Annotated in this window: 29 protein-coding genes; 11 read left to right on the top strand and 18 right to left on the bottom strand. The window is 64.2% G+C overall.

The genetic code is table 11. From position 1 onward, the window contains the following. The 3 genes from GA829_RS04405 to GA829_RS04395 all read right to left on the bottom strand — a co-directional run bounded on the left by GA829_RS04405 (window position 1) and on the right by GA829_RS04395 (window position 2,385). Window positions 1–852 (bottom strand): C40 family peptidase, encoded by an 852-nt coding sequence (locus tag GA829_RS04405; RefSeq protein ID WP_258052144.1) that lies wholly within the window; start codon window positions 850–852, stop codon window positions 1–3. 118 nt (window positions 853–970) lie between these two features. Then, entirely contained in the window at window positions 971–1,915 is a 945-nt protein-coding gene (locus GA829_RS04400; protein WP_195177341.1) for a CHAD domain-containing protein, read from the bottom strand. Further along, window positions 1,912–2,385 carry a CYTH domain-containing protein gene (locus tag GA829_RS04395; protein WP_195177340.1) on the bottom strand — a complete coding sequence of 158 codons (474 nt, stop codon included), beginning with the start codon at window positions 2,383–2,385 and terminating at the stop codon, window positions 1,912–1,914. The genes GA829_RS04400 and GA829_RS04395 overlap by 4 nt, the downstream gene beginning before the upstream one ends. 90 nt (window positions 2,386–2,475) lie before the next feature. Between GA829_RS04395 and GA829_RS04390 the strand changes: the two genes are divergently transcribed. The 4 genes from GA829_RS04390 to GA829_RS04375 are packed head-to-tail and all read left to right on the top strand — an operon-like array spanning window position 2,476 to window position 6,171. Further along, a complete protein-coding gene (locus tag GA829_RS04390) occupies window positions 2,476–3,171 on the top strand; it encodes a CerR family C-terminal domain-containing protein (RefSeq protein ID WP_195177339.1) in 696 nt (231 codons plus the stop codon). Continuing rightward, window positions 3,168–4,121, top strand: a complete 954-nt coding sequence (locus GA829_RS04385; protein ID WP_195177338.1) for an HlyD family secretion protein — start codon at window positions 3,168–3,170, stop codon at window positions 4,119–4,121. Before GA829_RS04390 ends, GA829_RS04385 begins: the two co-directional genes overlap by 4 nt. Beyond that, window positions 4,118–5,038, top strand: a complete 921-nt coding sequence (locus tag GA829_RS04380; protein ID WP_195177337.1) for an ABC transporter ATP-binding protein — start codon at window positions 4,118–4,120, stop codon at window positions 5,036–5,038. Before GA829_RS04385 ends, GA829_RS04380 begins: the two co-directional genes overlap by 4 nt. After that, window positions 5,035–6,171: an ABC transporter permease gene (locus GA829_RS04375; RefSeq protein WP_195177336.1), complete on the top strand. Its 1,137-nt coding sequence runs from the start codon at window positions 5,035–5,037 to the stop codon at window positions 6,169–6,171. The genes GA829_RS04380 and GA829_RS04375 overlap by 4 nt, the downstream gene beginning before the upstream one ends. Here GA829_RS04375 and GA829_RS04370 read toward each other — a convergent pair whose 3' ends face one another. Both GA829_RS04370 and GA829_RS04365 read right to left on the bottom strand, forming a co-directional pair. After that, window positions 6,172–7,146: a threonine/serine dehydratase gene (locus GA829_RS04370; RefSeq protein ID WP_195177335.1), complete on the bottom strand. Its 975-nt coding sequence runs from the start codon at window positions 7,144–7,146 to the stop codon at window positions 6,172–6,174. 154 nt (window positions 7,147–7,300) lie between these two features. Next, window positions 7,301–7,624 carry a hypothetical protein gene (locus GA829_RS04365; RefSeq protein ID WP_195177334.1) on the bottom strand — a complete coding sequence of 108 codons (324 nt, stop codon included), beginning with the start codon at window positions 7,622–7,624 and terminating at the stop codon, window positions 7,301–7,303. Between the two features lie 179 nt (window positions 7,625–7,803). Here GA829_RS04365 and mbfA point away from each other — a divergent pair, with 179 nt between their 5' ends. Further along, a complete protein-coding gene (mbfA, locus tag GA829_RS04360) occupies window positions 7,804–8,787 on the top strand; it encodes an iron exporter MbfA (RefSeq protein ID WP_195177333.1) in 984 nt (327 codons plus the stop codon). A gap of 164 nt (window positions 8,788–8,951) precedes the next feature. Here mbfA and GA829_RS04355 read toward each other — a convergent pair whose 3' ends face one another. The 3 genes from GA829_RS04355 to GA829_RS04345 form a co-directional block, all read right to left on the bottom strand. Beyond that, window positions 8,952–9,296, bottom strand: a complete 345-nt coding sequence (locus tag GA829_RS04355) for an antibiotic biosynthesis monooxygenase family protein (protein ID WP_195177332.1) — start codon at window positions 9,294–9,296, stop codon at window positions 8,952–8,954. Further along, window positions 9,293–9,625: an NIPSNAP family protein gene (locus GA829_RS04350; protein WP_195177331.1), complete on the bottom strand. Its 333-nt coding sequence runs from the start codon at window positions 9,623–9,625 to the stop codon at window positions 9,293–9,295. The genes GA829_RS04355 and GA829_RS04350 overlap by 4 nt, the downstream gene beginning before the upstream one ends. 95 nt (window positions 9,626–9,720) lie before the next feature. Continuing rightward, complete coding sequence (locus GA829_RS04345; RefSeq protein WP_195177330.1) at window positions 9,721–9,933, bottom strand: DUF1127 domain-containing protein; 213 nt, start codon at window positions 9,931–9,933, stop codon at window positions 9,721–9,723. 68 nt (window positions 9,934–10,001) lie between these two features. On the opposite strand from GA829_RS04345, the gene GA829_RS04340 reads away from it, so the two are divergent. Beyond that, window positions 10,002–10,676 carry an ArsR/SmtB family transcription factor gene (locus tag GA829_RS04340; RefSeq protein ID WP_195177329.1) on the top strand — a complete coding sequence of 225 codons (675 nt, stop codon included), beginning with the start codon at window positions 10,002–10,004 and terminating at the stop codon, window positions 10,674–10,676. Between the two features lie 33 nt (window positions 10,677–10,709). Here the strand turns inward: GA829_RS04340 and ligD are convergent, their stop codons facing one another. Further along, window positions 10,710–13,208, bottom strand: coding sequence for a DNA ligase D (ligD, locus tag GA829_RS04335; RefSeq protein ID WP_195177328.1), 2,499 nt, complete (start codon window positions 13,206–13,208; stop codon window positions 10,710–10,712). Window positions 13,209–13,220: 12 nt separating this feature from the next. After that, entirely contained in the window at window positions 13,221–14,075 is an 855-nt protein-coding gene (gene ku, locus GA829_RS04330; protein ID WP_195177327.1) for a non-homologous end joining protein Ku, read from the bottom strand. Between the two features lie 375 nt (window positions 14,076–14,450). On the opposite strand from ku, the gene GA829_RS04325 reads away from it, so the two are divergent. From GA829_RS04325 to GA829_RS04315, 3 genes are all read left to right on the top strand, one after another. Then, window positions 14,451–14,597: a hypothetical protein gene (locus GA829_RS04325; protein WP_195177326.1), complete on the top strand. Its 147-nt coding sequence runs from the start codon at window positions 14,451–14,453 to the stop codon at window positions 14,595–14,597. A gap of 179 nt (window positions 14,598–14,776) precedes the next feature. Then, window positions 14,777–15,256: a thiol-disulfide oxidoreductase DCC family protein gene (locus GA829_RS04320; RefSeq protein WP_195177325.1), complete on the top strand. Its 480-nt coding sequence runs from the start codon at window positions 14,777–14,779 to the stop codon at window positions 15,254–15,256. A 27-nt stretch (window positions 15,257–15,283) separates the two neighbouring features. After that, window positions 15,284–17,011 carry an SDR family oxidoreductase gene (locus tag GA829_RS04315; protein WP_195177324.1) on the top strand — a complete coding sequence of 576 codons (1,728 nt, stop codon included), beginning with the start codon at window positions 15,284–15,286 and terminating at the stop codon, window positions 17,009–17,011. Here the strand turns inward: GA829_RS04315 and GA829_RS04310 are convergent. The 4 genes from GA829_RS04310 to GA829_RS04295 all read right to left on the bottom strand — a co-directional run bounded on the left by GA829_RS04310 (window position 16,924) and on the right by GA829_RS04295 (window position 20,760). Beyond that, the gene (locus GA829_RS04310) at window positions 16,924–17,307 is read right to left on the bottom strand and encodes a DUF1850 domain-containing protein (protein WP_195177323.1); all 384 of its coding nucleotides are present in this window, start codon (window positions 17,305–17,307) and stop codon (window positions 16,924–16,926) included. The two genes, GA829_RS04315 and GA829_RS04310, sit on opposite strands and share 88 nt — an antisense overlap. After that, window positions 17,304–19,391, bottom strand: coding sequence for a TRAP transporter permease (locus GA829_RS04305; protein ID WP_195177322.1), 2,088 nt, complete (start codon window positions 19,389–19,391; stop codon window positions 17,304–17,306). Before GA829_RS04305 ends, GA829_RS04310 begins: the two co-directional genes overlap by 4 nt. A 179-nt stretch (window positions 19,392–19,570) precedes the next feature. Further along, a complete protein-coding gene (locus GA829_RS04300; protein WP_195177321.1) occupies window positions 19,571–20,530 on the bottom strand; it encodes a TAXI family TRAP transporter solute-binding subunit in 960 nt (319 codons plus the stop codon). A gap of 62 nt (window positions 20,531–20,592) precedes the next feature. Then, the gene (locus tag GA829_RS04295; protein ID WP_195177320.1) at window positions 20,593–20,760 is read right to left on the bottom strand and encodes a hypothetical protein; all 168 of its coding nucleotides are present in this window, start codon (window positions 20,758–20,760) and stop codon (window positions 20,593–20,595) included. Between the two features lie 47 nt (window positions 20,761–20,807). Between GA829_RS04295 and GA829_RS04290 the strand changes: the two genes are divergently transcribed. Further along, window positions 20,808–21,173, top strand: coding sequence for a YciI family protein (locus GA829_RS04290; RefSeq protein ID WP_195177319.1), 366 nt, complete (start codon window positions 20,808–20,810; stop codon window positions 21,171–21,173). Beyond that, entirely contained in the window at window positions 21,170–22,417 is a 1,248-nt protein-coding gene (locus GA829_RS04285) for an RNA polymerase sigma factor (RefSeq protein ID WP_195177318.1), read from the top strand. The genes GA829_RS04290 and GA829_RS04285 overlap by 4 nt, the downstream gene beginning before the upstream one ends. Window positions 22,418–22,451: 34 nt before the next feature. Here the strand turns inward: GA829_RS04285 and GA829_RS04280 are convergent, their stop codons facing one another. From GA829_RS04280 to GA829_RS04265, 4 genes are all read right to left on the bottom strand, one after another. After that, window positions 22,452–23,078 (bottom strand): glutathione S-transferase family protein, encoded by a 627-nt coding sequence (locus GA829_RS04280; protein WP_195177317.1) that lies wholly within the window; start codon window positions 23,076–23,078, stop codon window positions 22,452–22,454. 122 nt (window positions 23,079–23,200) lie between these two features. Continuing rightward, on the bottom strand, window positions 23,201–24,181 hold the full coding sequence (gene cysK / locus GA829_RS04275; RefSeq protein ID WP_195177316.1) for a cysteine synthase A: 981 nt from the start codon (window positions 24,179–24,181) through the stop codon (window positions 23,201–23,203). 188 nt (window positions 24,182–24,369) lie between these two features. Continuing rightward, the gene (locus GA829_RS04270; RefSeq protein ID WP_195177315.1) at window positions 24,370–24,987 is read right to left on the bottom strand and encodes a LysE family translocator; all 618 of its coding nucleotides are present in this window, start codon (window positions 24,985–24,987) and stop codon (window positions 24,370–24,372) included. A gap of 112 nt (window positions 24,988–25,099) precedes the next feature. Then, window positions 25,100–26,437 (bottom strand): PQQ-dependent sugar dehydrogenase, encoded by a 1,338-nt coding sequence (locus GA829_RS04265; protein ID WP_195177314.1) that lies wholly within the window; start codon window positions 26,435–26,437, stop codon window positions 25,100–25,102. Window positions 26,438–26,449 lie beyond the last annotated feature (12 nt).

Below are 26,449 nucleotides of genomic sequence, written 5' to 3'. Positions count from 1 at the left end.
CTATTCGGCGGCCTTTGCTCCGGGATCGGCAAGCTTGCAGTCAGCGATCTTGCCGTCAGCGATCTTGTCGTCCCCAATCTTGTCGTCCCAAGTCACCGCGCGATAGTCGAAACCGTATTCCAGCGTCGGTTTGACGATGCGGAAATAGGGCGACAGATCGAAGTCGCGCGGCGTGTAGAGCGAGTGATGGCGGATATGCAGGATTTCCTTGCGCGAAAAATTCGACTGCGCCGAAGACCGGCCTGGCGCGCGAGTGATTTCCGGCAGGATCGGGTAGCGGATCTGGCCATAGGCTTCGGCGATCAGCGAAGAGCAGATGGCGCGGGTCGGATCACCGGAGCCGAAAGCCAGCATGCGCCGGCGCCAGCGCACCGGCACGGGCGGCGTTGGAAAGAAGTAGCGCAGCATGTCGAAAATGTTCTTGAGATCGTATTTCAGGCCGAGCTTGCCGATCATGAAGGCAACGACCTTGTCGCGGTCCTCCGGCGCCAGGCCGCTCGCCCGGCAGATGCGGGTGTTGTAGGTGCGGTAGCGTGACAGCGGCACGGCGATGCAGCCTTCGCCGAGTGTCACCTCGATAAGCCGGGGCCGCTCCGAACCGTCCTCCGGCTCGGGCAAGGCGTCGCCGATGTAGAAGGCCGCGTGCGACCAGGTCGACTGAGTCAGGTATTTGATCGCCGCCGAGATTTTCTGGTTGCCCTCGACCAGCAGGATGTCGCCCGGCTCAAGCGTGCGGCGCAGCGTCTCGGCGTCGGACGGGGTGTAGGGCTCATAGCCGGAGGATTCTTCCTGCAGCCGGCCGGCCAGCCAGCGGCCAAGTCGATCCAGGAGCGTATCGCCGGTTTCGGTCATGCCAGAACGCGATTACCACAGGCCGGGGACATGAGGCAAAGAATGCTGGAGCATGATCTCTAAAACGGGATACCGGTTTCAGAAAGGTCATGCTCAAGCAAACAGCTTTGGGCAGGGATCAGCCGGCGATCGCTGGAGCGCTCGCTTCATCATGCGGGCCGGCGAGATCGTCGCGCGCCTTGCGGGCCAGTTTCCGTGTCGAGCGCTTTGGACTGTCGCCGAACAGTTCGGCCGCTTCCGCAAGACAAGTCTTCTTCAGCTGCTTTTCCGAACGTTTCAGCAGCTTGCCCAGAAGCCGCGTGTCCTGCCGGTCGCCGAGTGGCTGGTCATCGGCATCGAGCAAAGCGCGCAGAACGAACACATCGTGCAGGTCACCCAGCCTCTCACCCATCTCGTCGACCGCTTTGCGCCGGGCTTTGATCGGGGTCGGCCACAGCCGGCCCAGCAGCGACAGGTGCATGCCATGCGTCTTGGCCGCCTTGCGCAGATCGTGGAAATCATCGGCTTCGCCGCGCGCGCCTGCCTTTTCCAGCGCGCGCCTGGCGCGGCGCAGCGTAACCCGTGCGCCTTCGGCGAGCACGTCGGCAGCCTGTTCCGGCTGGTCTGGCAAAGCCAGCGCCTCGACGCGGCTTAGCCCCTCCTCGCAAGCGGCGGTGGCGGCATCGATCGCCGCGCCGAGGCCGATGGTGCCATGCAGTTGATGCTGGCGGTCAACGAGCCGCTCGCGCACGGCATCGAGACCGCCGCCGGCGCTCTCCTCGGGAAAGCTGGCGGCCAGCCGGTCGATCGTCTCGATCAGCGCGGTTGCCTCGCGCGGCCCGGCCAGCAGGCCAGCCACGTTTCGATAGCACTGATTCTCGGTGTCGCAGAATGTTTCGTCTCCGGAACGAACCAAGCGCAGCAAGGCCCGCGTGCTCTTCAGCCGCTTACGGCATTTGTGCAGCGCTTGCTCAGGCCGGCTGCGCGCGGTGTCAAGATGCGCCAGTGCCTTGCCGATCTCCTCGGCAAGGATACGCCTGACCTCGCCGGTCAGCGGCAGGCGCGGGTCGATACGAAAACTCATGCGGCGATCTCCGGTATCCCCCCGAGGGCGAGCGACGCGTTGTAAAACTTCTGCTCGCCGGTAACTTCGAGGCCGAGCCAGTCTGGCAGCAAATCGTCCGGCACATCGTCCGGTGTCTCAAGCTCGGCGACCACCAGTCCCGCGAGCGGACCGCCAAAAACATCGACTTCATAGAGATAGCCGCGATGCCTAACATGATGACGTGTCTTCTCGATGACACGCCCAAGGGCAAAGGCCAGCATCTCCTCGGCCTCTGCCAGCGGCACCGGATATTCATATTCGTCGCGCTCACGGACCTTGCTGCCGAACTTCAGCGTCAGCCTGGCGGAGACGCCATCGCTGATGCGGATGCGCACGGTGCGGCCAGGCCCGGCAGCAAGATAGAACTGGCGGATGCGGATAGCCGCTTCGGCCAGATCCCGCCACGCGGTGCTGGAAACCAGGAACTTGCGCTCGACTTCCTTGCCCATGGCCGCGCACTAAAGCGGTTGCCGCCACCGATGGCAAGACAGCCGCGCGAGCGAATTGACTTTAATCAATCGATTGATTAAATCGCTGTCATGGCCAAGCCAACGAACAACCAGACGCCGCGCCGCGAGGCATCCGCCGCCGACCAGACCCGCGCGGCACTTGTCCATGCCGCATTGAAGCTGTTCGGCCGGCAAGGGTTCGATGGCACCTCGACGCGCCAGATTGCGGCTGAGGCGCAGGCCAATATTGGTTCGATCGCCTATCACTTCGGCGGCAAGGAGGGACTTCGCGCGGCCGCCGCCGACTACATCGTCGAAACCATCCAGGCCGTCGCCGGCCAGGCGCTTGGCGCCATGCCGGCATCCGGTCCGCCGGCCAATGATTCCGAGGCGGCGCGCGCGCTGCTGTTTGCCGCGCTGGAGCGCATGGTCGGTTTCATCGTCGCGCAGCCACAGGCTGGCGAGATCGTCCAGTTCGTGCTGCGCGAGCTGTCGCACCCGACAGCAGCGCTCGACCGCATCTATGCCGGTGTGTTCGAGCCGACGCATCGCCGCCTGTGCCTGATCTGGCAGCAGGCAACAGGTGAACCGGCGGAAAGCGAAGCCACCAAGCTCACCGTGTTCACGCTGATCGGCCAGGTCATTTATTTCCGCATCGGCCGCGAAGCTGTCATGCGCCGCATGGGCTGGAGCGGGATCGGCGACGCAGAGGCCGCCAAGGTGGTGGCCGCGGTTGCCGGCAACCTCACCGCGATACTGGACGCCCGCAAGGAAGGAAAAACATGAGTTTTCTTTGCTCCATCCCGCTCGCCGCGCATCTCTTCAGTTCCTGCGCGTCGGCTGCGCCCTTGGCGGTCGGCTATGTCGAGGGCGATTACGTTCTGCTGGCGCCGATCGAGGTCGCGCAGGTCGAGACGGTCGTGGTCAAGCGCGGCGACCGTGTCGCGCCCGGCGCGACCGTCGTGACGCTGGAAAGCGCCGACGCCAAGATCGCCATTGCGCAGGCCGAGGCAGCTCTTGCCCAGGCACAGGCGCAACTGGCCGACCTGCAGGTCGGCAAACGGCCAGAAGAGATTGCCGTGCTGAGGGCGGAGGTCGACATGACCAAGGCACAGGCCGCCGACGTCAAACGCAAGTTCGACCGCGCCAGCGACCTGTTCAAGCGCGGCGCCGGCACGCAGGCCGATTTCGATACGGCGTCGGCCACGCTGGAAACGGCCAATGCGCAGGTCGGCCAGGCCGATGCCAATCTGGCGGTCGGCGGGTTGCCGGCGCGGCCCGAGACGATCAAGGCCGCCGACAATCAGGTCAAGCAGGCGCAGGCGGCACTGGAGCAGGCGCAGTGGCGGCTGTCGAAGCGGGTGCTGGCCGCGCCATCGCCCGGCCGCGTCAACGACGTCATCCGCAATCCGGGCGACACGGCGGGCCCGACCGCGCCGGTGATCTCGATCCTGCCCGATGGCGCGGTGAAGCTCAGCGTCTATATCCCGGAAAGCGCCTTCGCCTCGGTCAAGGTCGGCACCTTGCTTGGCGTTCATTGCGACGGCTGCGGGCCGGATGTGAAGGCACGCGTCAGCTATGTCTCGCCGGATCCGGAGTTCACCCCGCCGGTGATCTATTCGCTCGAGAACCGGCAGAAGCTGGTCTACCTCGTCGAGGCGCGGCCAGAGGGCGATGCGAGCGTGTTGCAGCCGGGGCAGATCGTCGACGTCGAACTGGCGGACCCTCGGAAATGAACGCCATCGACGTGCATGGCTTGGTCAAGCGCTTCGGCGACAAGACCGTCGTCGACCATGTGACGATGACGGTGGCGGAAGGCGAGATCGTTGGCTTCCTTGGCCCCAACGGCTCCGGCAAGACCACCACCATCCGCATCATGTGCGGCCTGCTGACGCCGGACGAGGGCGAGGGCACGGTGCTGGGCTTCAACATCCGCACCGAGAGCCTGCGGATCAAGCGCGAAGTCGGCTACATGACGCAGAAATTCTCGTTCTACGAGGATCTGACGATCGGCGAGAACCTTGAATTCGTGGCACGGCTCTATCAGCTCAAGCCGGTCGGCGACTATGTCGCGAAAACGCTGGAGGAACTCGGCCTCACCTCGCGCCGCAACCAGCTTGCCGGCACGCTGTCGGGCGGCTGGAAGCAGCGTCTGGCGCTTGCCGCCTGCATCATGCACAAGCCGAAGCTGTTGCTGCTCGACGAGCCGACCGCTGGTGTCGATCCCAAGGCGCGGCGCGAGTTCTGGGACGAGATCCATCGTCTCGCCAATGGCGGGCTGACCGTGCTGGTCTCCACCCATTACATGGACGAGGCCGAGCGCTGCCACCGCATCTCCTACATTTCCTACGGCAAGATGCTGGCCACGGGCACTGTTGACGAAGTGGTCAAGAACGCCGGCCTGACGACCTTTGTCGTGCAGGGCCAGCATCTCGACCAGGTCGCGGCGGCGCTTGAAGGCCGCCCAGGCGTCGACCAGGTCGCGCCATTCGGCGCCACGCTGCATGTCGTCGGCTCCGACAGGAAAGCGCTGGAAGCGGCGCTCGCCGACGTCGAGAAAAACCACAAGGGGGTGACGGTCAGGCCGGGCGAGACCAGCCTCGAGGATGTCTTCATCCAGTTCATGGCCGGGTCGAAGGACAACATGGCATGAACGGCGTCTTTTCCCTCGTGCGGCTCGGTGCCTTGCTGGCCAAGGAATTCATCCAGATGCGGCGCGACCGCATCACCTTTGCCATGATGCTGGCCATGCCGCTGCTGCAGCTGGTGCTGTTCGGCTACGCCATCAACAATGATCCCAAGAGCCTGCCGGCGGCTTTGGTGGCGACGAGCAGCGACCCCTATACGCGGGCCATGGTCTCGGCACTGCAGACCACCGGCTACTACCGCTTCGACCATGTCGTGCAAAGCGCCGAACAGGCGGAGTTCCTGATGTCGCGCGGCGACGTCGCTTTTGTCGTCACCATCCCCGCCGACTTTGCCCGGCGCGTCGAACGCGGCGACAATCCGCAAATCCTGATCGAGGCCGATGCGACCGATCCGTCGGCCTCAAGCGGCGCCATATCGACGCTTGGCACCGTCGCCAACCAGGCATTGCTGCGCGCGCGTGGCATGCAGGAGACATCAGCCGAGAACGCCAAGGGTCAACTCGATGTGGTGGTGCACCGGCGCTACAACCCGGAAGGCGTCTCGCAATACAACATCGTGCCGGGCCTGCTTGGCGTCATCCTGCAGATGACCATGGTGATGATGACCTCGATCGCGCTGACACGCGAGACTGAGCGCGGCACCATGGAAAACCTGCTGGCGATGCCGTCAAATCCGCTGGAAATCATGATGGGCAAGGTGTTGCCCTACCTGGCGGTCGGCGCGGTGCAGGTGCTGGTCGTGCTGGCGGCGGCCAAGCTTCTGTTCGCTATCCCTTTTGCCGGCTCGCTGCCGCTGCTGCTGAGCGCGGTGCTGATCTTCGTGCTGGCGCTGGTGCTGCTCGGCTACACCATCTCGACGATCGCGCGCACGCAGATGCAGGCGCTGCAGCTCACCTTCTTTTTCTTCCTGCCCTCGATCATGCTGTCCGGCTTCATGTTCCCCTATCGGGGCATGCCCGGCTGGGCGCAGTTTCTCGGCGAAATCTTCCCGCTGACGCATTTCCTGCGCATCACCCGGGCGGTGATGCTGAAGGGCGCCGACGTCACCGCGATCGGCGGCGAAATCGGCTGGCTGGTGTTTTTCGTCGCGCTGTTTGCCGGCGTGGCGCTGGTGCGGTTCCGGCGCACGCTGGATTAGTCACGCCGCCATGATCCCGGCATAGGTGCCGAAATCGACATTGCCGCCGGACAACACCACGGCGACGCATTTGCCAGCGATATTGATGTCGCCCGATGACAGCGCCGCCAGCCCGACACAGCCGCCGGGTTCCACCACCAGCTTGAGATAGGCCATGGCGTCACGCATTGCTTGCGCCACGGCCTTGTCGGAGACGGCGATGCCGCCGGCGAGGTTTTTGCGGTTGATCTCGAAGGTGATCACGCCCGGCTCGGCGGTCAGGATCGCATCGCAGATGGAACTGTGGCCCGGTTCGTTCGAAACCCTTACCCCTTTCGCGAGCGAGACGCGAGTATCGTCGAAATGCTCGGGCTCCACCGCCCAGATCGCGGTGTCCGGCGAGGCATCCTTGACCGCGACCGAAATGCCGCTGGTCAGGCCGCCGCCGCCGCAAGGGATCAGCACCGCGTCGAGGCGGACCCCGAGCGCTTTTGCCTGCCGAACAAGTTCCAGGCCGATCGTGCCTTGGCCGGCGATGATCGCCGGATCGTCGAAGGGTGGCACCAGGATCATGCCCTTGTCGATGTAGGGTGCGACGACGGTCATGCGGTCATCGCGAAACCGGTCGAAGGGAACCACTTCCGCCCCCATCTTGCGGACATTGCCGATCTTCATCGCCGGCGCATCGGCCGGCATGGCAATGACGGCCTTGACGCCGAACATCGCGGCGGAAGCAGCCACACCTTGCGCATGATTGCCCGAGGAAAACGCGACCACGCCCCGGCTGCGTTCCTCGGCCGACAGCGAGGACAGCTTGTTATGGGCGCCGCGGAACTTGAACGAACCGGTGCGCTGCAGCGTCTCCGGCTTGAACAGGATCCTGGCGCCGAAGCGCTTGTTCAGCTCCAGGGATTCGATCAATGGCGTTTCGACGATCAGGCCCGAAAGACGCTTTGCGGCGGCATGGATGTCGGCGATGCCGGGAGGAGTGGTCATGGCAGGTTCCGCGATGTGTTGACCGCTCATGATGCCCGTAAAGGCGGGCAGCCTGCCATCGGAAAAATGTGAGGGTGACAAATTCGCGACAGGGGCGGGTGCACCTCTTCGTCATCCTCGGCTCCAGCCCGGGGATGACGAAGTTGCGGTCGCCTCACCCCAGCAGCGCCCTCTGCCTTTTAGTGCCGCCCAGCTTGCGCCAGCTGTTGAAGCGGTGCGTGGCGGCGGCGAAGGAGATTTTCATCTGCTGGGCTACGGAGTAGCGCGACTTGCCGTCGTCGAACATGCGGTAGCAGCACTCGACACCCTCCTCGGTCAGCTTGCCGTCGGGGGCCTTGTTGTGCGGATTGGCGGGATCGAATTTCTCGACCTGCTGTTCGACCATGTCTTTCAGGCGTCGCAGGTCGGTCTCGATACTGGTGATGAGGTCAAGAATGGGTTTTGGATCAAACGGGTGCGGGTGCTGACTTGCCGGCATCGTGCTGTCCTTCTCTTATTGGCTGACGTATACTTATATAGGCTAACATTACACGATATTAAGAGGCTATTGCGAGGGTTGGCTCCAATAATTTTGCATGGCTCGCACCCGGGCGTATGATTGACCTATGGCAGGCCAAGCCCTAGTTTAGAATAATTCTAAACTAGGGTGATTTCCTCATGCTTTCGCGCGTTTTCGGCTTTGGTCGCCGGTCCTTCGAGTCATTATCCGAGCCGGAGATCCTGGCGCTCGCCATCTCGTCTGAAGAAGACGACGGGCGCATCTACCGCGCCTATGCCGACGGGCTGGCGGAGAACTTTCCGCAATCCGCCAAGGTTTTCGAGGACATGGCCGAGGAGGAAGACGGCCATCGCGACGCGCTGATCGAGCTGTTTCGCAAGCGGTTCGGCGAGCGCATTCCGTTGATCCGGCGCGAGCATGTCAGGGGCTATTACGAGCGCAAGCCCGACTGGCTGGTGCGGCCGCTCGGCATCGAGCATGTGCGCAGCCAGGCCGAGGCCATGGAGCGGCGCGCCTACCTGTTCTATGTCGAGGCCGCGAAGCGCACTGGCGATGCCTCGACCAGAAAGCTGCTCGACGATCTGGCGGCGGCCGAACAGAGCCATGAAACAATGGCGCAGCGGCTGGAACAAAAGCATGTGCCGGGTGCGGTGAAGGAGGACGAGGCAGCCGCCGAGCAGCGCCAGTTCATCCTGACCTATGTGCAGCCGGGCCTCGCCGGGCTGATGGACGGTTCGGTGTCGACGCTGGCGCCGATCTTCGCCGCCGCCTTTGCCACGCATGACACATGGCAGACCCTTCTGGTCGGCCTTGCCGCCTCGATCGGCGCCGGCATTTCGATGGGCTTTACCGAGGTCGCATCCGACGACGGCAAATTGTCCGGCCGTGGCTCGCCGCTCAAGCGCGGCCTGACAGTTGGCATCATGACCACGCTTGGCGGCCTCGGCCACGCGCTACCCTACCTCATCCCGAGCTTCTGGACGGCGACAGGCGTTGCCGCCGTGGTGGTGTTCTTCGAACTCTGGGCGATCGCCTTCGTCCAGAACCGCTACATGCAGACGCCGTTCCTGCGCGCCGCGTTCCAGGTGGTGCTCGGCGGTGCGCTGGTGTTCGCGGCGGGCGTTCTGATCGGCAATGCGTGATATTTCTTCCTTCTCCCCCTGTGGGAGAAGGTGGATTGGCGCGTAGCGCCAAGACGGTTGAGGGGTGTTGGCCGGAGCACGTCATCGCCAAGCTGGAGCACCCCTCATCCGGCCGCTTCGCGGCCACCTTCTCCCACAAGGGGAGAAGGCAGAGACGATTCTGCTCACCCATGCACCGCTAGACTATCCGCCGGCGCTTCTTCCCTTTCGGTCAGCCCGTAGTCGCGCACGACATGGGCAATGCGCAGCCGGTAGCCGGCAAAGATGCCGCCCCGGCCGGCCTTCTGTGCCTGCCGGTGCTCCTCGGTGTTGCGCCAGGCCTTCACGGCTTCCTCGTCGCGCCAGAACGACAAGGACAGGATACGGTTCGGATCGGCCAGGCTGTGGAAGCGCTCGATCGACAGGAAGCCGTCGATGCCGTCGAGCAATGGCCGCAGGTCGGCCGCGATGCCGAGATAGGCATCGCGTTTGCCCGCTGCCGGCTGGACCTCGAAAATGACGGCGATCACGGCAGCACCAGTTTCGCGTGCGGGCCGGAAACGTGCTTCAGGAACATGCGGTCCTCCTTGATGATAAACCTTTCCCGCTTGGCGAATTCATAGTTCGCCTTGCCCGCGGGATCAGCTGCCAGCCTTGCACGATAGGCTTCGTAGGCCGCCAGGCTTTCGATGTTGTAGGCGGCATAGGCGGTGGTCGCCGACCCCTCATGCGGCGCATAATAGCCGATCAGGTCGGCGCCGCAGCGCGGAATCGCCTGGCCCCAGTTGCGGGCATATTCCTCGAAGGCAGCCTTGCCGAACGGGTCGATTTCGTAGCGGATGAAGCAGGTGATAGCCATTGTCGTCTCCTTGATGGGTGAAGTCATTTGCGCCGACACTTCGAGCCGGATCGAAACGTCACGCCTGGTGATCTGCTAGGCAATTCCCTCGGCGGTCATGCCTGCCAGAAGGATTTCGCGCATTCGCGGCGCACGTCTTCAGGTGTCAGGCCGAGATCGCGCAGTAGGTGATCGTCGACCTCCGCGAGATCGAGGCGCTGCAGGTGACGGCCATACCAGCGGGCCAGCAGCCGCGAGCGCAGCCAGGTCACGAACGGGAACGAAGCGCGGTTGGCGGGAACGGAGTTGGGAAGGGTTCTTGCAGTCATCGTCGCCTCCTTGAACTGACCGCAGAATAGTGGTTATCTGACAAGAATGCTTCGATGAGGACCGAACTATGCGTGAAGGACCTGACATTGCCCGCATCGCCAGCCTGGTCGGCGACCCGGCACGGGCAAACATGTTGAACGCCCTGATGGGCGGCACGGCGCTGACGGCAAGCGAGCTGGCGCTCGAGGCCGGCGTGTCGCTGCCGACCGCCAGTTCGCATCTGTCAAAGCTGATGGAAGGCGGATTGCTGACCGTGGCCAGCCAGGGGCGCCATCGCTACTACGGGCTTGCCGGGCCGCAGGTGGCCGGCATGATCGAGGCCATCACCGGCGTCGCGGAAGCCGTTGGCCCAAAACGCGTAAGGCCCGGCCCGCGCGACTCGGCGATGCGCGTGGCGCGTGTCTGCTACGACCATCTCGCCGGTGAGCAGGCGGTGGCGATGCTCGACCGTCTCATCGATCGGAAAATCCTGCTGCGTGACGACAAGGACATCAGGCTGGCGCCCTCGGCCGCGTCGCACTTCGTCGCCATTGGCATCGAAGTCGATGCCAAGCCACGCCGCCCGGTCTGCCGCGCCTGCCTCGACTGGAGCGTGCGGCGCTCGCATCTCGCCGGCACGCTCGGCGCCGCCATCCTCGACAAGATCATCGCCGAGAAATGGGCACGGCGCGAGAAGGACAGCCGTGCGGTGGTCTTCTCTCCGCCGGGCAAGCAGGCTTTTGAGAGGGTGTTTTTGAGCTAGCGGCTTGCTGAGATGATGGCTCGGCGTCGAAAGTTAGCCCCGCTTCAGCGCCTTGCCTTGCTTGAAGAAATCGGCCCACGGATCAGCTTCCGCCAGGCGCGCCAGCGTTGTCTTGTCGCCAAGCGGGAAAGCGTTTGGCGCCAGCCCGGCCTCGATCTCCGGCCAGGTCACCGGCATCGACACCGTGGCGCCCTTCTTGGCGCGTGAGGAATAGGGCGCGACGGTGGTCGAGCCCCTTCCGTTGCGGAGGTAGTCGACGAAGATCTTGCCGGTGCGCGCCTTCTTCGACAGCGTCGCGGTGTAGCGGTCGGGTGCGGCCTGTTCCAGCGCGCGGGCGAAATCATGGCTGAAGGTCTTTGTCGCTTCCCAGTCCGCCAAGGGTTTCAAGGGTATCATGACATGGTACCCCTTGCCGCCTGATGTCTTGACGAAATTCGGCAGCGACAATTCGTCGAGCTTGCCCTTGATATCGAGCGCTGCCGCGCGCACCGCCTCCACCTCGACGCCTTCATCGGGGTCGAGGTCGAAGACGATCTGGTCGGGCTTCTCCAGTTCATCCATGGTGCAGCCCCAGATGTGGATTTCGACCACGCCATATTGCACCAGCGCGGCGACACCATCGAAATCACGGATGAACAGGATTTCCTCGCCGTCGGTCGGATCTTTCATGCGGGCGATCTTGTCGCTCATGCCGGCTGAAGCATGCTTCTGGAAAAAGCGCGGCCCGCCGACGCCGTCCGGTGCCCGCACCAGGCTGAGCGGCCGGTTGACGATGAAGGGCTCCATGCGCGGCCAGACCAGCGCATAGTGATCGAGCAGGCCCTGTTTCGATATCTTCTCGTCCGGCCACAGCAGCTTGTCTGGATGCGAGAGTTTGACCGTGGTTTTCAGCGTGCCGGCTGAACTCGATGATACGACTGCCTTGGCGGCATTGCCTGTCGATGTCTTCGGCTTTTCCTGCACGACTTCCTCCGCCGGCTTGTCCTCGCGCAATCCTTGGAACGAGGCGTGGCGTATTATACGGTCCGATGTCCAGCTGCGAAACTCCACTTCGCCGACAAGCACCGGCTGCACCCAGACCAGGCCCTTGCCTTTCGGCACCGAGGCATCGAATGGCGAGGCCTTGGCCTTCAGGTCATCAAGCTTTTTCTTCAGCTCGGCGGCGCCCTTGACGGAGAAGCCGGTGCCGACGCGGCCGGCATAATGCAGTTTGCCAGCTTCGTGGTAGCCGACCAACAGCGAGCGCAGCCCGCGTCCTGTCGTCTCCGACGGCAGGTACCCGCCGATGACGAACTCCTGCCGCAGCGTGCATTTCGACTTCACCCAGGCAGGCCCGCGCCCACTGCGATAGGGCGCATCGGCACGCTTGGAGACGATGCCTTCCAGGCCCATGCGACAGGCATGTTGGAGCATGATCTGGCCGGGTTCGGCGAAATGATCGCTGAAACGGACAGCCGCGCTTTCTGGCCGGTCGCCAAGCAGTTCCTGCAAAGCCTGCTTGCGCTCGACCAGCGGCTCAGCGCGCAAATCCTGCCCGTCGAGCCGCATCAGATCGAAGACATAGTAGAGAAAACGGTTCGTCCGCTTCGCCGACAGATCGGCTTGCAGCAGCGAGAAGGACGACACGCCGCTGTCGGCAAGCACGACGACCTCGCCGTCAAGGATGGCGTCGCCGCATTTCAGCGCGGCCAGTTCCGCGACGATGTCGCCGCCGAATTTCTCCGTCCAGTCAAGGCCGGTGCGGGTGAGCAGCCGCACCTCGGTGCCGGCGATTTGTGCCTGCAGCCGGTAGCCGTCGAACTTCACCTCATGCAGCCAGTCCTTGCCGGGCGGCGCTTCGCGTTCCAGGGTTGCCAGCTGCGGTTCGATGAACTCCAGTCTGTTGCCCGCACCCTTCGCCTTGCTTGCCGCAGGCTTGTTCGAGTGCCAGACCTCGGGTTTCCGGCCTTTCGCCGTCTTGCCCTCGCCGATCTCCTCGATGGTCAGGCCCGACTTCACTGAAGCGGGCGCTTCCTTCAGAATGTCCTCGCCGGGGCGGGCGGCCGCATCGTCCGACTTGATCAGCAGCCAATTGTCGCGCTTCTCGCCGGCACGCGGCTTCAGCCGCACCAGATGCCACAGCCCGTGCAGCTTGTGGCCTTTGAGCTCGAAGCCGATATGGCCCTTTTTCATCGCCTTGGCGGGATCGATCTCGGGAACCCATGTCCCCTCGTCCCAGACCATGACCGAGCCGCCGCCATATTCTCCCTTGGGGATCGTGCCCTCGAACGGGGCATAGTCGATGGGGTGATCCTCGACATGCACGGCCAGCCGCTTCTCATGCGGGTCGAGGCTGGGCCCCCGGGTCACCGCCCAGCTCCACAGCACGCCGTCATGCTCAAGCCGCAGATCGTAGTGAAGCCGCGTGGCGGCATGTTTGTGAATGACGAAAATGCCGCCTGCCCCGGCATTCTTGCCACGCGCGACCTTGCCCGCCGGCTCAGAGGTTTTCTTGAAGTCGCGCTTGGACTGGTAGTGTTCGAGACCGGCCATGGAAACGCGTCCTCAGGCTGATTTGCGCTTGGGCGCGGCTTTTGGCTTTGAAGACGCCTTGGCTTTCGCCGGGGCCTTGGTTGAGCCGCCATCCGCCGACAGGCTCTTCTTCAGCGCATCGAACAGGTTGACCACATTGGAGGGCTTCGGTGCTGCCTTGGCCTTGGGCGCCTTCTTGCCTGCCTTCTTGGCGCGGATCAGTTCCAAAAGGGCGGTCTCGTATTTGTCGTCGAATTTCGAGGGGTCGAACCTGGCCTTCTTCTTGTCGATGATGAGCTCGGCCAACTCCGTCATTTCCTGATCGGTCTTCACCGCCTTGATGTCGCCGAACACCGTGTCGGGCTGGCGCACTGTGTTGTCGTAGCGCAGCGTCGTCAGCACCATGCCCTTGCCCAGCGGCTCGATCACCACAGGCCGTTCGCGGCTGTAAAGCACGATGCGGGCGAGCCCGGCCATCTTCTTGCCAGCCATGGCATCGCGGATGACGGCGAATGCCTCTTCCGACACCTTGTCCGCCGGCGCGACATAATAGGGCGTATCGAGATAGATCTGCTGGATCGAAGCTTTGTCGACAAAGCCGTCCAGCGCCATCGTGTGCGAGGACTCGATCTGCACCGATGCGATCTCGTCCTCCTCGATATGGACGAAGTCGTCGTCGCTGACTTCGTAGCCCTTGATCTCGTCGCCATCGCCGAGCGGCTTGCCGGTTTCCGCATCGACATAGATGCGCTTCACCGTGTTGCCGGTTTTGCGGTTCAGCACCCGGAACGACACCTTTTCGGTGTGGGTGACGACATTGGTCAGTTCGACCGCGCAGGTGACCAGCGACAGCTTCAGGTAGCCTTTCCAGGCAGGACGCGGCGCCATGACAATTTCCCTTCAAGAGCCAATGAAGGTGAGAACGGACAGACGCGTCTCCAGTTCCGCCGGAACACGTCAGGCTGCGCCATATGGGCCGTCACGCGTCGAGACGCCGGGAACGGAAATTTCACAGTGGCGCCGAATGTTGAAACAGAACCGCGTGCGTGCGACATTCAAACGAAACATATGTGATGGAAAAGTCACAAGGGGCGGAATGACGCCGAACGGCACCGAAAGACCCCGAATCAGCCGCATTCCCGCCACGAACCAGGGCATTTTCGGCCAGATATTAACATCGTGTTCACCGACTATTCACGCCTCGACGCTATGATGCCCATCAATCGGAAGGGACATCCGAAGATCGGGACAGGGACTGGTAAAATGAACTTCCTCACGCACCTCATCGGCTATGCCGCCGCCATCCGCGAATTCGTTTCGCCGACCTACCGGCCGGAGCGCTATTACATGCGTGGCCCCGGTCCGGCCTGCGCGCGTCGCGGTACGTCGCTTGGCGTGAGCGCGCACTGATCATGACGTTCGAAAATCGTCACGACAGCCGCATCTGCAAACCGGCCGCCGATCCCCGCGCCACCACCTACCGTGTGGAGCGACCCGCCTTCGCCGACAGACGGCGTGCGACATCGCCACGGCTTTGATGCCGCCATCGGCTGGCTTAGTGTGATCGCACACAAGCAGCCGAGGCCAAGGTGACCGACCTCCCCGAGCCCAACCGTCCTCCTGAAACATCACCTGTCGATGCGTCCCCACCCTTCGACACCTCCAAAGTCTTTGACTCACCATTGATCGTCTTCGACGGCGTCTGTGTCCTGTGCTCGGGCTTCGTGCGCATGGTGGTCAGGCTCGATCGTAAGAGCCGCTTCCGCTTCGCCACCGCGCAGTCGCCCTTCGGCGAAGCCCTGTTTCGCGAACATGGGCTGCGCACCGACAGCTACGAGACCAATCTCGTCCTCATCGATGGCGCTGCCTTCACGCGGCTCGACAGTTTCGTCGCTGTGATGTCCGAACTCGGTTGGCCATGGCGCGCGGCCAAAATCCTGCTTTTGCTGCCGCGTCCGCTTCGCGACTGGCTCTACGACCGTGTCGCCAAAAACCGCTATGCGCTGTTCGGCAGGAAGGACGCTTGCGAGCTCCCCTCGCCCGCGATGAGGGAGCGGTTCCTTGGCTAGAGGGCAAAGCTTCGGGAGACGCAGCGGATGAAGCTTCTCATCGTCGGCGGCTATGGCACCTTTGGCGGCCGCATCATCGAGTTGCTGGAAAACGAACCGCGCCTGACCCTGATCGTCTCGGGCCGCTCGCTGGCCAAGGCGCAGGCCTGGTGCAAGAGCCGTGGGGCGGTCGCGGCGCGGCTTTTGCCGGCGGCATTCGATCGCGATGGAGATCTCGCCGCGCAGCTGGCTTCGCTCAAGCCTGAGTGCGTGGTCGATGCCAGCGGTCCGTTCCAGGCCTATGGCGACGGGCGCTACCGCCTTATCGAGGCCTGTATCGGCCAGGGCGTGAACTATTTCGACCTCGCCGACGGATCGGAGTTCGTTGCCGGCGTCAGCGCCTTCGATGCAGCGGCGCGCGAGGCCGGTCTGTTCGTGCTGTCTGGCGTTTCCAGTTTTCCGGTGCTGACGGCGGCCGTGGTGCGGCGGCTCTCCGCCGACATGGCGCGGGTCGACAGCATTCGCGGCGGCATTGCGCCATCGCCTTATGCCGGTGTCGGCGAAAACGTCATCCGCGCCATAGCAGGCTATGCCGGGCAGCCGGTGCGGCTGAAGCGCGACGGCAAGGAGATGCAGGGCTATCCGCTGACCGAGCAGATGCGAACCACCATCGCACCGCCGGGCCGGCTGCCGCTTCACAACACCCTGTTCTCGCTGGTTGACGTGCCGGACCTGCGCGAGCTGGCTGAACTCTGGCCGGAGGCTAAAACCATCTGGATGGGCGCCGGACCGGTTCCTGAAATTCTCCATCGTGCGCTGATCGGCCTCGCCTGGCTGGCGCGCGTCAACCTGGTGCGTTCGCTGTCTCCACTGTCGCCGCTCATGCATTGGGCGACCAACCGGCTGCGCTGGGGCGAACATCGCGGCGGTATGTTCGTCGCAGTGGAGGGCGCGGACCGGGCGGGTGCCGTGGTCAAACGCTCATGGCATCTGCTGGCGGAAGGCAGTGACGGGCCGCTGATCCCGTCGATGGCGGTCGAGGCGCTGGTGCGCAAGATGCTGGACGGTCATCCGCATGGGCTCGGCGCACGGGCCGCGGTGCGCGATCTCGAACTCGAGGACTATGAAGCGCTGTTCGAGTCAAAGACCATCCATACCGGCTTCCGCGACGATTCAGGCGACAAGGACAAGCCGCTCTATCCCGCCTTGCTCGGCGATGCCTGGCAGGACTTGCCCGCTGAAATCCGCGCCATGCACGACAGCAACGCGTCGGCCGAGGGCCGTGCCAGTGTCGAGCGTGGCAAGAACCCAATCGGAAGGCTCGCCGCCATGCTGGTTGGCTTTCCCCGGCCCAGCGCCGATGTCCCGGTTCGAGTCCGGTTCGACACCAGCAAAGGCGAGGAAACCTGGACGCGGACATTTGACGCGCAGACCTTCTTCAGCCGCCAGTTTGCCGGCCAAGGCCGCTCGCAGCGGCTGTTGTGCGAACGGTTCGGGCCGCTGACCTTCGCCATGGCGCTGGTGGCCGAAGATGGAAAGCTGAAACTGGTTCTGCGCCGCTGGACCGTTCTCGGCCTGCCGCTGCCGATGTGGCTCTCTCCGCGCTCGACCTCGTTCGAGACCGTGGAGGACGGCAAGTTCCGCTTCCATGTCGAGATTTCTCACCCGCTCACCGGGCTGATCGTGCGCTATCGGGGCTGGCTCGAGCCGTCGGGCTCACAGCGTTCGAGCACAATCGTCTCGCCTGCGGCCTTGCCCAGTTCGCGGCAACCCTGAGCGGTGCAGAGTGTCCAGCCCGCGCCCGTGGCGCCGGAGGCCGCCAGCACCAGGCGCGGCTGCGGTCCGACCTTGGGCGCGTAGACCCACCAGCCATCTTTCAGCACCGCGCCCTCCGGCGGTTCCATGCCGGCTCCTGAACCCTTTATGCGCGCCTCGATCACTTGCAGGCCGGACGGCATCACCTTCCAGTCTTCCTCCCAGCGCGTCTTTTCCACCGAATGCGTCCAGGCGAGCGTGAAGGCGGCAACACCAAGCGTCACCGTCTTGCCGGCGGCGAGGATGCACAGGCTCATGCGGTTCCGACGGCTTTGGCTTGCCGCGCGCGCCAGAAATGCCAGCCGATCCAGGCCAGCGACAAGGCCCAGCCGGTCTCGTCGGTGAGCGGCACCGCCGCGACCAGCAGCACGCCGCCGGCAAAGGCGAAGAGCCGCTCCCAAAGTGCCATGCGGCGGGCGAGGAAACCGACAGCGGCGGCGCCCCACAGCACGATGCCCATGCAGGCTTTGGCAACGATATAGGCGACCTCGACGGGATAGCCGAACTGGGCGGCGATCGGGCCGGCGTCCTGCAGCATCAGCGCCGGGGTGTAGACCGCCATGAACGGCACGACGAAGCCGGCAATGGCAAGCTTGGTCGCCTGGATGCCGATCTTGAGGCCGCTTTCCTTGGCCATCGGGGCGGCGGCGAAGGCGGCCAGCGCCACGGGTGGCGTGAGATCCGCCATGATGCCGAAATAGAAGACGAACATGTGGCTGACCACCAGCGGCACGCCAAGCGACAGCAGCGCCGGCCCGGCCAGCGACGAGGTGATGATGTAGTTGGGAATGGTCGGGATGCCCATGCCGAGCACCAGGCAGGTAAGCATGGTCAGCACCAGCGACAGGAACAGATTGTTCGCGCCGATCGAGATGATCCAGCCGATGAAGGTGGAGGCGATGCCGGTGAGCGTCAGCGTGCCGATGACGATGCCGACGATGGCACAGGCAATGCCGACCGGCAGTGCGTTCTTCGCCCCCTCGGCCAGCGAATCCACGCAGATTTGCAGCGTCTCACGGCCGCCCTTGAAGCCGAGACAGGCGATCACGAGCCCTGATATGACCAGGCCGAGGATGTTGACGCCGAACTTCATGAAGGATGCCGCGGCAAGCCCCAGCGCCAGCCAGAAGACGATGCGGAAAGCCAGCGGTCCGATCAGTGCCGCCAGCGGCGTACCGAGGATGAGCACGATGGTCAGCGCCAGGCCCATCGTCCCGGCGAAGATCGGTGTGTAGCCGGCAAACAGAAGGTAGATCAGCGCCGCGAGCGGCAGCACCAGCGGCCAGTGCTTGCGCACCGCGTCCCACGGATTGGGCAGCTCGTCCTTGGCCATGCCGTGCAGGCCGGCCTTGCCGGCCTCCAGGTGCACCTGCCAGAAACAGGCGCCGAAATAGAGCAGCGCCGGGATGATCGCTGCCTTGACCACCTCGGCATAAGGAATGTTCAGCGTCTCGGCCATGATGAAGGCGACCGCCCCCATCACCGGCGGCATGATCTGGCCGCCCATCGAGGAGGTCGCCTCGACGGCGCCGGCAAAGGCCGAGCGGAAGCCGAAGCGCTTCATCAGCGGAATGGTGAATTGGCCGCTGGCGACGACATTGGCGACGCCGGAACCGGAAATGGTGCCCATCAGCGCCGACGACAGCACGCAGACCTGTGCCGGGCCGCCGCGCCAGGTGCCGACCAGGCCCAGCGCGAAATCATTGAAAAGCGCGATCATGCCGGCCCGTTCGAGGAAGGCGGCAAAGACGACGAAGATGAAGATATAGGCGGCTGAAACGTAGATCGGCGTGCCGTAGATGCCTTCGGTGCCATAGGCGAACGTGTCGACCAGCTGGGCGAAATCATAGCCGCGATGGATCAGGGGCGGCGGCAGATGATTGCCGACAAAGCAATAGGCAAGGAAGATGAAGGCAATGACCGCCAGGGGCAGCCCCATCAACCGGCGCGCCGCCTCGAAGACCAGTACCACCAGCACCGTGCCGACGACCAGGTCCGGCGTGGTCAGGAAGCCGGAGCGGCGGATGAGGTCGGTGTAGAACACCCAATTGTACAGGCCGGTGCCGAAGCCGAGCAGGCCAAGTGCCCAGAAGATGGCCTTTGCCGCTGCGCTTTTGGTCCGCAGATTGGCGATCAGGCCAAAACCAAGCAGCAGCAGGAAGCCGACATGCATGGCCCGCACCACCTGGCTTGGGATGCTGCCATAGGCGGCGACATAGATCTGGAACACCGAAAAGGCGACGGCGATCAGAAACGCTGCCTTGCCGGCGATGCCCTCGCCGAAGCCCGGCGGCAACCCTTCGACAGGTTCGTCCTCGGCAGCGATTTCAGGATTGGTCATCTGGAGCTCCTGGCGAGGATGCCCCTCCCCCTTGAGAGGAGGGTGCCGAGCGAAGCGAGGCGGATGGGGTCACCTCAACCGCCTCGGCCTTTTGACTGAAAGACGGAGCACTGCCGCAGTGACCCCACCCGTCCATCCGCCTTCGGCGGCTGGCCACCCTCCCCCCTCAAGGGGGAGCCCTACTTGATGAGCCCTTTTTCCTTGTAGTAGCGCTCGGCGCCGGGATGCAGCGGCACCGGCATGCCGTCCAGCGCCTTGGCTGGATCGATCGCCTTGGCGGCGGCGTGGGCGGCGGCGAGCTGGTCGAGATGCTCGAACAGCAGTTTCGTCATCTGATAGGCCGTCTCGTCGGAAACATCGGCTCGGGTGATGAGGAAATTGCCGACGGCGGCGGTCGCGACATCCTCGCCCTGGCCCTCATAGGTGCCCTTGGGAATGACCACGGAGAGATAGGGCGCGCCAATCTTGGCGACATCCTCGGCCGGCACCGCAACGACATTGATCGGCAGCGAGGTGGCGAGGTCGCGGATCGAGGCGACGCCGAGCCCGGCCGATTGCAAGGTGGCGTCGAGCTGGCGGTTCTTGATCAGCTCCACCGATTCGGCGAAGGGCAGGTATTCCACCCGTCCGAGATCCTCGTATTTCAGCCCGGCGGCGGCGAAGATGGCACGCGCGTTGAGCTCGGTGCCGGAGGCCGGCGCACCGACCGACAGGCTCTTGCCCTTGAGATCAGCCAGCGTCTTGATGCCGGACTCCTGGCTGGCAACGATCTGGATATAGTTAGGATAGATGGCGGCGATGCCGCGCAGCTTATCGAGCTTGCCGGGGTAGCCGGCTTCGGTGTTGCCCTCCGCCGCCAGCTTGACGGAATCGCCAAGCGCGAAGGCAATCTCGCCCTTGCCTTGCTGCAAGAGGTTGAGGTTTTCGACCGAGGCCTTCGTTGCCTGCACCTGGGCGCGGGCGCCCTCTATGCCCTTGCCGTAGATTTCCGACAGAGCGACGCCGAGCGGGTAATAAACACCCGACGTACCGCCGGTCAGCACATTGATGAATTCCTGCGCCTTGGCCGACACCGCGCCCAGGCCAAGCGAAAGCGCCAGCGCGCTTGCCGCAACAAACTTCGTTCTGAAATGGGACATTCTGATCTCCTCCCTGAAAATAGTGGCCGCCGCACCGCCTCCCCGGTGCCGCCCGAACAACTCTAGACGGCGGACCGGAAATGCCAACCCGCAATTCCGCCGGATTGGACGAATGCCGGATTATGCGAACGGTTGAGCATGGCGGCCGCGCATGCCAGCTTGCGTGAAATGCCGCCGGCGCCGAAAGATTTTTCCAGCGCCTGTCGAAATCGGGCGAGGCGGCGCGACATACGTCTGCTTCGCAACGAAGCGGCCCTGAAAACCAAAGGAGACGACCATGCAGTATTTGCTTCTCATCTATGGGAACGAAGCCGGGATGGCAGCCGCGCCAAAGGAAGCCGCAACCCAGATGACCGCGGCGTATGACGCCTACACCCAGGCGATGAAGAAGGCCGGCGTGTGGGTTGGCGGCGAGAGATTGAAGCCAACGAGCGCCGCGACGTCTGTCCGGGTGGCCGGCGGCAAGACCAATGTGCTCGATGGTCCCTATGCCGACACCAAGGAACAGCTCGCCGGCTTCTACATGATCGAGGCCGAGGATGCGGACGCGGCGATTTCCTGGGCGTCACGCTGCCCTGGAGCCAGCACCGGTACACTGGAAGTGCGGCCGATCTGGGCGCACGCGGACTACTTGCCGCGATGATCAGCCGGCCGGATGCAGTGCGGGCGGCAGCGGAAGCCGCCGCCCGGCAAAGCTACGGCAAGCTGGTTGCCTATCTCGCCGCGCGCACACGTGACGTGGCTTCGGCGGAGGACGCGCTGGCCGATGCCTTTGCTGCCGCGCTCGAGCGCTGGCCCCAGACCGGCGTGCCCGAGAAACCGGAAGCATGGCTGCTTGCGGTGGCGCGGCGGCGCCGCGTCGACGCGGTGCGGCGGCGGCTGACCAGTGAAGCCGGCCAGGGCCACCTCAAGCTCATCGCCGAGGAGATGGAGACACACATGGTCGACGAAGACCTGCCCGACGAACGGCTGCGGCTGATGTTTGCCTGTGCCCATCCGGCGATCGAGGCCGGAGTGCGCGCGCCATTGATCCTGCAGACGGTGCTCGGTTTCGACGCCGCGACGATCGCGTCCGCCTTCCTGGTTTCGCCGGCCACCATGGGCCAACGCCTGGTGCGCGCCAAAACCCGGATCCGCGAGACCGGCATTCCATTTCGCGTTCCCGAGAGAGCCGAGCTGGGCGAGCGGCTGGACGCGGTACTGGAGGCAATCTATGCGGCCTTCGCCGAGGGTTGGTCCGACCCTGCCGGCACCGAGACGAGGCGCCGCAATCTGGCGACGGAAGGCATCTGGCTTGGCCGGCTGGTCGCCTCGCTGTTGCCTGACGAACCGGAGGCGCTTGGGCTGCTTGCGCTGATGCTGTTTGCCGAGGCGCGACGGCCGGCCCGCCGCGATGCCGCCGGCGACTATGTGCCGCTGGCCGAGCAGGATTGCGCCTTGTGGGACGATGCCTTGATCGATGAAGCCGAGGCCCTGCTCGGCCACGCCGCGACCAAAGGCGTTATCGGCCGCTACCAGCTGGAGGCGGCGGTGCAATCCGCGCATGCCGCCCGGCGGCGCACCGGCCTGACCGACTGGGCCGCCATCAGGAGTCTCTATGATGCACTGTCGATGATTGCCGGTTCGCCTATCGTGGCGATCAACCGCGCCGTGGCGGTCGCCGAGACCGACGGCGCAGGACCGGGTCTTGCCGCACTCGACGAACTCAGCGACGACAAGCGGCTTGCCGATTATCAGCCCTATTGGGCGGCCCGCGCGGGTCTGCTCGCCAGGCTCGGCAGGACAGCGGATGCCGCCGAGGCCTATGATCGGGCAATCGGCCTCGAGCGGGATCCGGCGGTGCGGCGCTTCCTGCAGGCAAGACGCGCGGCGCTCGTCAAAAACTGAATGCCGGAAGGCGCGTGGCTCCCGGCAATTCGGCTCAGGCCGGCCACATCTCGTGCGACGCGTTGAGCTTCTTCATCAAGGGATGCGCGCGCAGCTCGGCCCACAGCCGTTCGATATCAGGCCAGGCCGCCCGTGCTTTTTCGGGGTCGGGATGCCAGGCCACCAGCATGACGAGATAGATGTCGGCCAAGGACAGGCTGTCGCCGACAAGCCAGTCACGGCCCCTCAGTGCATTGTCCAGAACCGCGAAGCCGCGGTCCATTTCGGCAAGCGCGGCCTGCTTCACCGCCTCGGTGCCATCGGCATCGGTGGTGTAGCGATGGGCATAGTAGAGCCGCAGGATGGCGGGATAGAGCACCGACGACATGAAGGCCATCCAGCGTAGGAAGTCGATGCGGGCCGGCTCGTCGACAGCCGGTGCCAGGCCGGCATCGGGATGCTGTTCGGCAAGCAGGATGCAGATCGCCGCCGATTCGGTCATCGAACGGCCATCCGGCAAGGTCAGCACCGGAACCTGGTTCAGCGGGCTGATGGCAAGAAAGGCCGGATCGGGCTGGTCCGACCTGGGCACGTCGATCTGGTCGAAAGGCGCGTTGGCCAGGGCAAGTGCCGCCTCGACGACGAAGCCGCCACTGCCCGGGCGGGTATAGAGCTTGTACATAAAATCCTCCACCGGCCCGCACAAAGCGGGCCGCCGGCGATATGATACGGAACCAGCCTCCCGCTCAAGCGAGCGGCGGCCGCCACGGCGGCTTTTTTCTGCGGGCCAGCCTGTCGGCTGGGTTATGCGCCGAGCCCGTCAAACAGTATCGTCGACAGATAGCGCTCGGCGAAGGATGGGATGACGACGACCAGCGTCTTGCCCTTGTTCTCCGGCCGGGAGCCGACGACGATCGCCGCTTGCAGAGCCGCACCCGACGAGATGCCGACCGGCACGCCTTCGAGGCGGGCGACAAGCCGCGCATTGGCGACGGAGTCCTCGTTGGAAACCTTGACGATCTCGTCATAGACCGTGGTGTCGAGGATTTTCGGCGCGAAGCCGGCGCCGATGCCCTGGATCTTGTGCGGGCCGGGCTGGCCGCCCGACAGAACCGGTGAGGCTTCCGGCTCGACGGCGACGATCTGCACCGAGGGCTTGCGCTTCTTCAGCACCTGGCCGACGCCGGTTATGGTGCCGCCGGTGCCGATGCCGGCGATGAATATATCGACGTCGCCCTGGGTATCGTTCCAGATTTCCTCTGCCGTCGTCGTGCGATGGATTTCCGGATTGGCCGGGTTTTCGAACTGCTGCGGGATGATGGCGTTGGGAATGGTCGCCGCCAGTTCATCGGCCTTGGCGATGGCGCCCTTCATGCCTTTCGGCCCTTCGGTCAGCACCAGCTCGGCGCCAAGCAGGGCCAGCATCTTGCGGCGCTCGATCGACATCGTCTCGGGCATGGTCAGGATCAGCTTGTAGCCCTTGGCGGCGGCGGCGAAGGCCAGCGCGATGCCGGTATTGCCCGAGGTCGGCTCGACCAGCGTGGTCTTGCCGGGGGAAATCTTGCCGGAGGCTTCCAGCGCCTCGATCATCGCGACGCCGATGCGGTCCTTGACCGAAGCGATCGGATTGAAGAATTCGAGCTTGGCCACCAGGTTGGCGACAATGCCCTTTTCCTTGGCGAATTTGTCGAGCCGCACCAGCGGCGTGTCGCCGATTGTTTCGGTGATCGAATTGTAGACGCGGCCGCGGCCGGGCACGCGTGCGGAGGTGGCGGGCTTGTTCATTGGTTTTGCTCCCAGGATTCAGGCAAACTCAAACGGCTGGCACAGAGCAGCCAGGATAGGACATCCAGTCGCGCAACATAGGCTGTCGGCCGACAATATCCGAGTGGGAGCCATGCTGAAAACGCCTTTCCCTCGGAAAAACATTTTGCGAAGCAAGCTGTTGCCGGAATGGTTTGGCGTGAAGCTGGTTATTGGCGGGCGGCAATCGCCGCCGCCGCGCCGATCATGAAGCCGGCTGCCGTACGGTTCAGGGCCTTGAGCGCACGCGGCGACTTGAGGAACCAGCGCGCCTTGGCCGCCAGCGCCAGATAGGGCAGCAGCACCACCAGCAAAACGAGGATCGTGAGCGCGACGAGAATGCCGTAGTCGGCCAACGTAATGGTTTTCAGGTCGACGATGGTCGGTGTGATGGCGAGATAGAAGATCATCGTCTTCGGGTTGCCGAGCGTGACAGTGAGCCCGGCCAGGAAACTGGCGACAAGCCCGCCCTTGCCCTTCTTCGCCTCGATCGTCTCTGCCGTAATGCCGCTGTTCCAGAAGCGCCAGGCCAGGAAGGCAAGATAGGCGACACCCAGCCATTTGATGGCGAGGAAAACCATGCCGAAGGTGTGGGCGACGAAGGCAAGGCCGAGCACCACGGCGGTGAGATAGGTAAGATCGCCGATCATCAGCCCGAACGACATGGCGAGCGACGAGCGAAAGCCCGAACCGAGCGCGCGCGCCACAAGCGCGGTGACGCCGGGGCCGGGAATGGCGGCGGCGATGCCGAGCGCGGCGCTATAGGCAAGGAATCCGGTGAGCGTCATGGTGGCGACCTTCAGCTGAAAGGCCTTTTCACACAAAACCGGATCATCGGGAATTCCCTGGTCCGGGATTTAGTTGCACCAGAGCAGCGGCGGCAGGCTGCACCCGGTGGGACTACTCGTGGGTGATGCGCCAGATGGTGCCGTTGCCATCCTCGGTGACGATCAACGCCCCATCATGGGCGACAGCCACGCCGACCGGCCGGCCCCAGACGTCGCCATTGGAAACGACGAAGCCGGTGATGAAGTCCTCATATTCGCCGGTCGCCTTGCCGTCCCTGAACTTCAGCCGCACCACCTTGTAGCCGGTCCTGTTGCCGCGGTTCCACGAGCCGTGCAGGGCGACGAAAGCGTCGCCATCGTACTCGGCGGGAAAGCTCTTTCCGGTGTAGAAGGTGATGTTGAGCGGCGCCGAATGCGCCTGCATCAGCACATCGGGAATGGTCGCCTTGCCCGCGAGGTCGGGGCGCTCGCCCTTGTGGCGCGGGTCCTCGTTGTCGCCGATATAATACCAGGGCCAGCCGTAGAAGGCGCCGTCCTTGACCGATGTCGCGTATTCGAACGGCACATTGTCGCCAAGCGCGTCGCGCTCGTTGACGACGCACCACAGCGCGCCTGTCGCTGGCTGGACGGTCATGCCCGAACAGTTGCGCAGGCCGGTGGCGACGATGCGTCCGTTCTTGCCGTCCGGGTCGAAAGCCAGGACATCGGCGCGCCCATCCTCGGATCCCCAGGCGGCGCCGAGCGGCTTTGATTTGACCCAGGCGTCGAGCCCACCCGTCGGCTCGTTGTCCATGTCCTCGGCGGCGTTCGAACCGGAGCCGACCGAAAGATACATCGTCTTGCCGTCTGGCGAGAACGCGATGTCGCGCGTCCAGTGATGGTTGGACGGGATGCCGTCGACGATGGGCTCGGGTTCACCGGAGGCCTTCAGGTCGCCGCTGTGGTAGGAAAAGCGCACGATGCTGTCGCTGTTGGCGACATAGACCCATTGCGGGTCGTCGCCAGGCGGATAGAAGGCGATGCCGTAGGGCTGGTTGAGACTGCCGGCGAAAATGCCGCTTGCGGCGGGCTTCGCACTGCCCTCGCCGAGACGATAGATGCGTATCTGGTTGGCCTCGCTGTCGGCGACGAACAGATCGCCGTTCGGGGCGACACGGACAGCGCGCGGGTTGTCGATGCCCGAGGCGATCATCTCGGCCGAAAAGCCTGGCGGCAGCTGTGGCTTGGCGCCTTGCGGCCGCTCGACCAGACCGGCGCCGTTCGAGGCGGATTTGGTGACATAGGGTTTTGGCAGGTCTTCCGGCCTGATCAGCCGGCGCACGCCCGGTTTGTCGGCATGCCAGTCGCCAAAGGCTGCAGCACCTTTCAGAACCGGCTCACCCGCCTGCTGGGCGAACGCGGCAGTGGCTAAAAACAGGGTGGGAATCGTCAGCCCGGCCAATCGGATCATCCTGCCCTCCCA

Source organism: Mesorhizobium sp. INR15, from assembly GCF_015500075.1.
Taxonomy (GTDB): Bacteria; Pseudomonadota; Alphaproteobacteria; order Rhizobiales; family Rhizobiaceae; genus Mesorhizobium.
The sequence above is the reverse complement of the archived record's forward strand: the minus strand, read 5'-3'. Positions and strand labels throughout refer to the sequence as shown.

Excerpts from the sequence above, each read along its gene's own strand:
- GA829_RS04290 (WP_195177319.1), top strand. The coding sequence starts at position 20,808 with ATGCAGTATTTGCTTCTCATCTATGGGAACGAAGCCGGGATGGCAGCC.
- GA829_RS04340 (WP_195177329.1), top strand. The coding sequence starts at position 10,002 with ATGCGTGAAGGACCTGACATTGCCCGCATCGCCAGCCTGGTCGGCGAC.
- GA829_RS04380 (WP_195177337.1), top strand. The coding sequence starts at position 4,118 with ATGAACGCCATCGACGTGCATGGCTTGGTCAAGCGCTTCGGCGACAAG.
- GA829_RS04310 (WP_195177323.1), bottom strand. The coding sequence starts at position 17,307 with ATGAGCCTGTGCATCCTCGCCGCCGGCAAGACGGTGACGCTTGGTGTT.
- GA829_RS04400 (WP_195177341.1), bottom strand. The coding sequence starts at position 1,915 with ATGAGTTTTCGTATCGACCCGCGCCTGCCGCTGACCGGCGAGGTCAGG.
- GA829_RS04345 (WP_195177330.1), bottom strand. The coding sequence starts at position 9,933 with ATGACTGCAAGAACCCTTCCCAACTCCGTTCCCGCCAACCGCGCTTCG.
- GA829_RS04375 (WP_195177336.1), top strand. The coding sequence starts at position 5,035 with ATGAACGGCGTCTTTTCCCTCGTGCGGCTCGGTGCCTTGCTGGCCAAG.
- GA829_RS04390 (WP_195177339.1), top strand. The coding sequence starts at position 2,476 with ATGGCCAAGCCAACGAACAACCAGACGCCGCGCCGCGAGGCATCCGCC.
- GA829_RS04370 (WP_195177335.1), bottom strand. The coding sequence starts at position 7,146 with ATGACCACTCCTCCCGGCATCGCCGACATCCATGCCGCCGCAAAGCGT.
- GA829_RS04300 (WP_195177321.1), bottom strand. The coding sequence starts at position 20,530 with ATGTCCCATTTCAGAACGAAGTTTGTTGCGGCAAGCGCGCTGGCGCTT.
- GA829_RS04350 (WP_195177331.1), bottom strand. The coding sequence starts at position 9,625 with ATGGCTATCACCTGCTTCATCCGCTACGAAATCGACCCGTTCGGCAAG.
- mbfA (WP_195177333.1), top strand. The coding sequence starts at position 7,804 with ATGCTTTCGCGCGTTTTCGGCTTTGGTCGCCGGTCCTTCGAGTCATTA.
- GA829_RS04315 (WP_195177324.1), top strand. The coding sequence starts at position 15,284 with ATGAAGCTTCTCATCGTCGGCGGCTATGGCACCTTTGGCGGCCGCATC.
- GA829_RS04405 (WP_258052144.1), bottom strand. The coding sequence starts at position 852 with ATGACCGAAACCGGCGATACGCTCCTGGATCGACTTGGCCGCTGGCTG.
- cysK (WP_195177316.1), bottom strand. The coding sequence starts at position 24,181 with ATGAACAAGCCCGCCACCTCCGCACGCGTGCCCGGCCGCGGCCGCGTC.
- GA829_RS04265 (WP_195177314.1), bottom strand. The coding sequence starts at position 26,437 with ATGATCCGATTGGCCGGGCTGACGATTCCCACCCTGTTTTTAGCCACT.
- GA829_RS04385 (WP_195177338.1), top strand. The coding sequence starts at position 3,168 with ATGAGTTTTCTTTGCTCCATCCCGCTCGCCGCGCATCTCTTCAGTTCC.
- GA829_RS04365 (WP_195177334.1), bottom strand. The coding sequence starts at position 7,624 with ATGCCGGCAAGTCAGCACCCGCACCCGTTTGATCCAAAACCCATTCTT.
- GA829_RS04270 (WP_195177315.1), bottom strand. The coding sequence starts at position 24,987 with ATGACGCTCACCGGATTCCTTGCCTATAGCGCCGCGCTCGGCATCGCC.
- GA829_RS04295 (WP_195177320.1), bottom strand. The coding sequence starts at position 20,760 with ATGTCGCGCCGCCTCGCCCGATTTCGACAGGCGCTGGAAAAATCTTTC.
- GA829_RS04280 (WP_195177317.1), bottom strand. The coding sequence starts at position 23,078 with ATGTACAAGCTCTATACCCGCCCGGGCAGTGGCGGCTTCGTCGTCGAG.
- ku (WP_195177327.1), bottom strand. The coding sequence starts at position 14,075 with ATGGCGCCGCGTCCTGCCTGGAAAGGCTACCTGAAGCTGTCGCTGGTC.
- GA829_RS04395 (WP_195177340.1), bottom strand. The coding sequence starts at position 2,385 with ATGGGCAAGGAAGTCGAGCGCAAGTTCCTGGTTTCCAGCACCGCGTGG.
- ligD (WP_195177328.1), bottom strand. The coding sequence starts at position 13,208 with ATGGCCGGTCTCGAACACTACCAGTCCAAGCGCGACTTCAAGAAAACC.
- GA829_RS04325 (WP_195177326.1), top strand. The coding sequence starts at position 14,451 with ATGAACTTCCTCACGCACCTCATCGGCTATGCCGCCGCCATCCGCGAA.
- GA829_RS04285 (WP_195177318.1), top strand. The coding sequence starts at position 21,170 with ATGATCAGCCGGCCGGATGCAGTGCGGGCGGCAGCGGAAGCCGCCGCC.
- GA829_RS04305 (WP_195177322.1), bottom strand. The coding sequence starts at position 19,391 with ATGACCAATCCTGAAATCGCTGCCGAGGACGAACCTGTCGAAGGGTTG.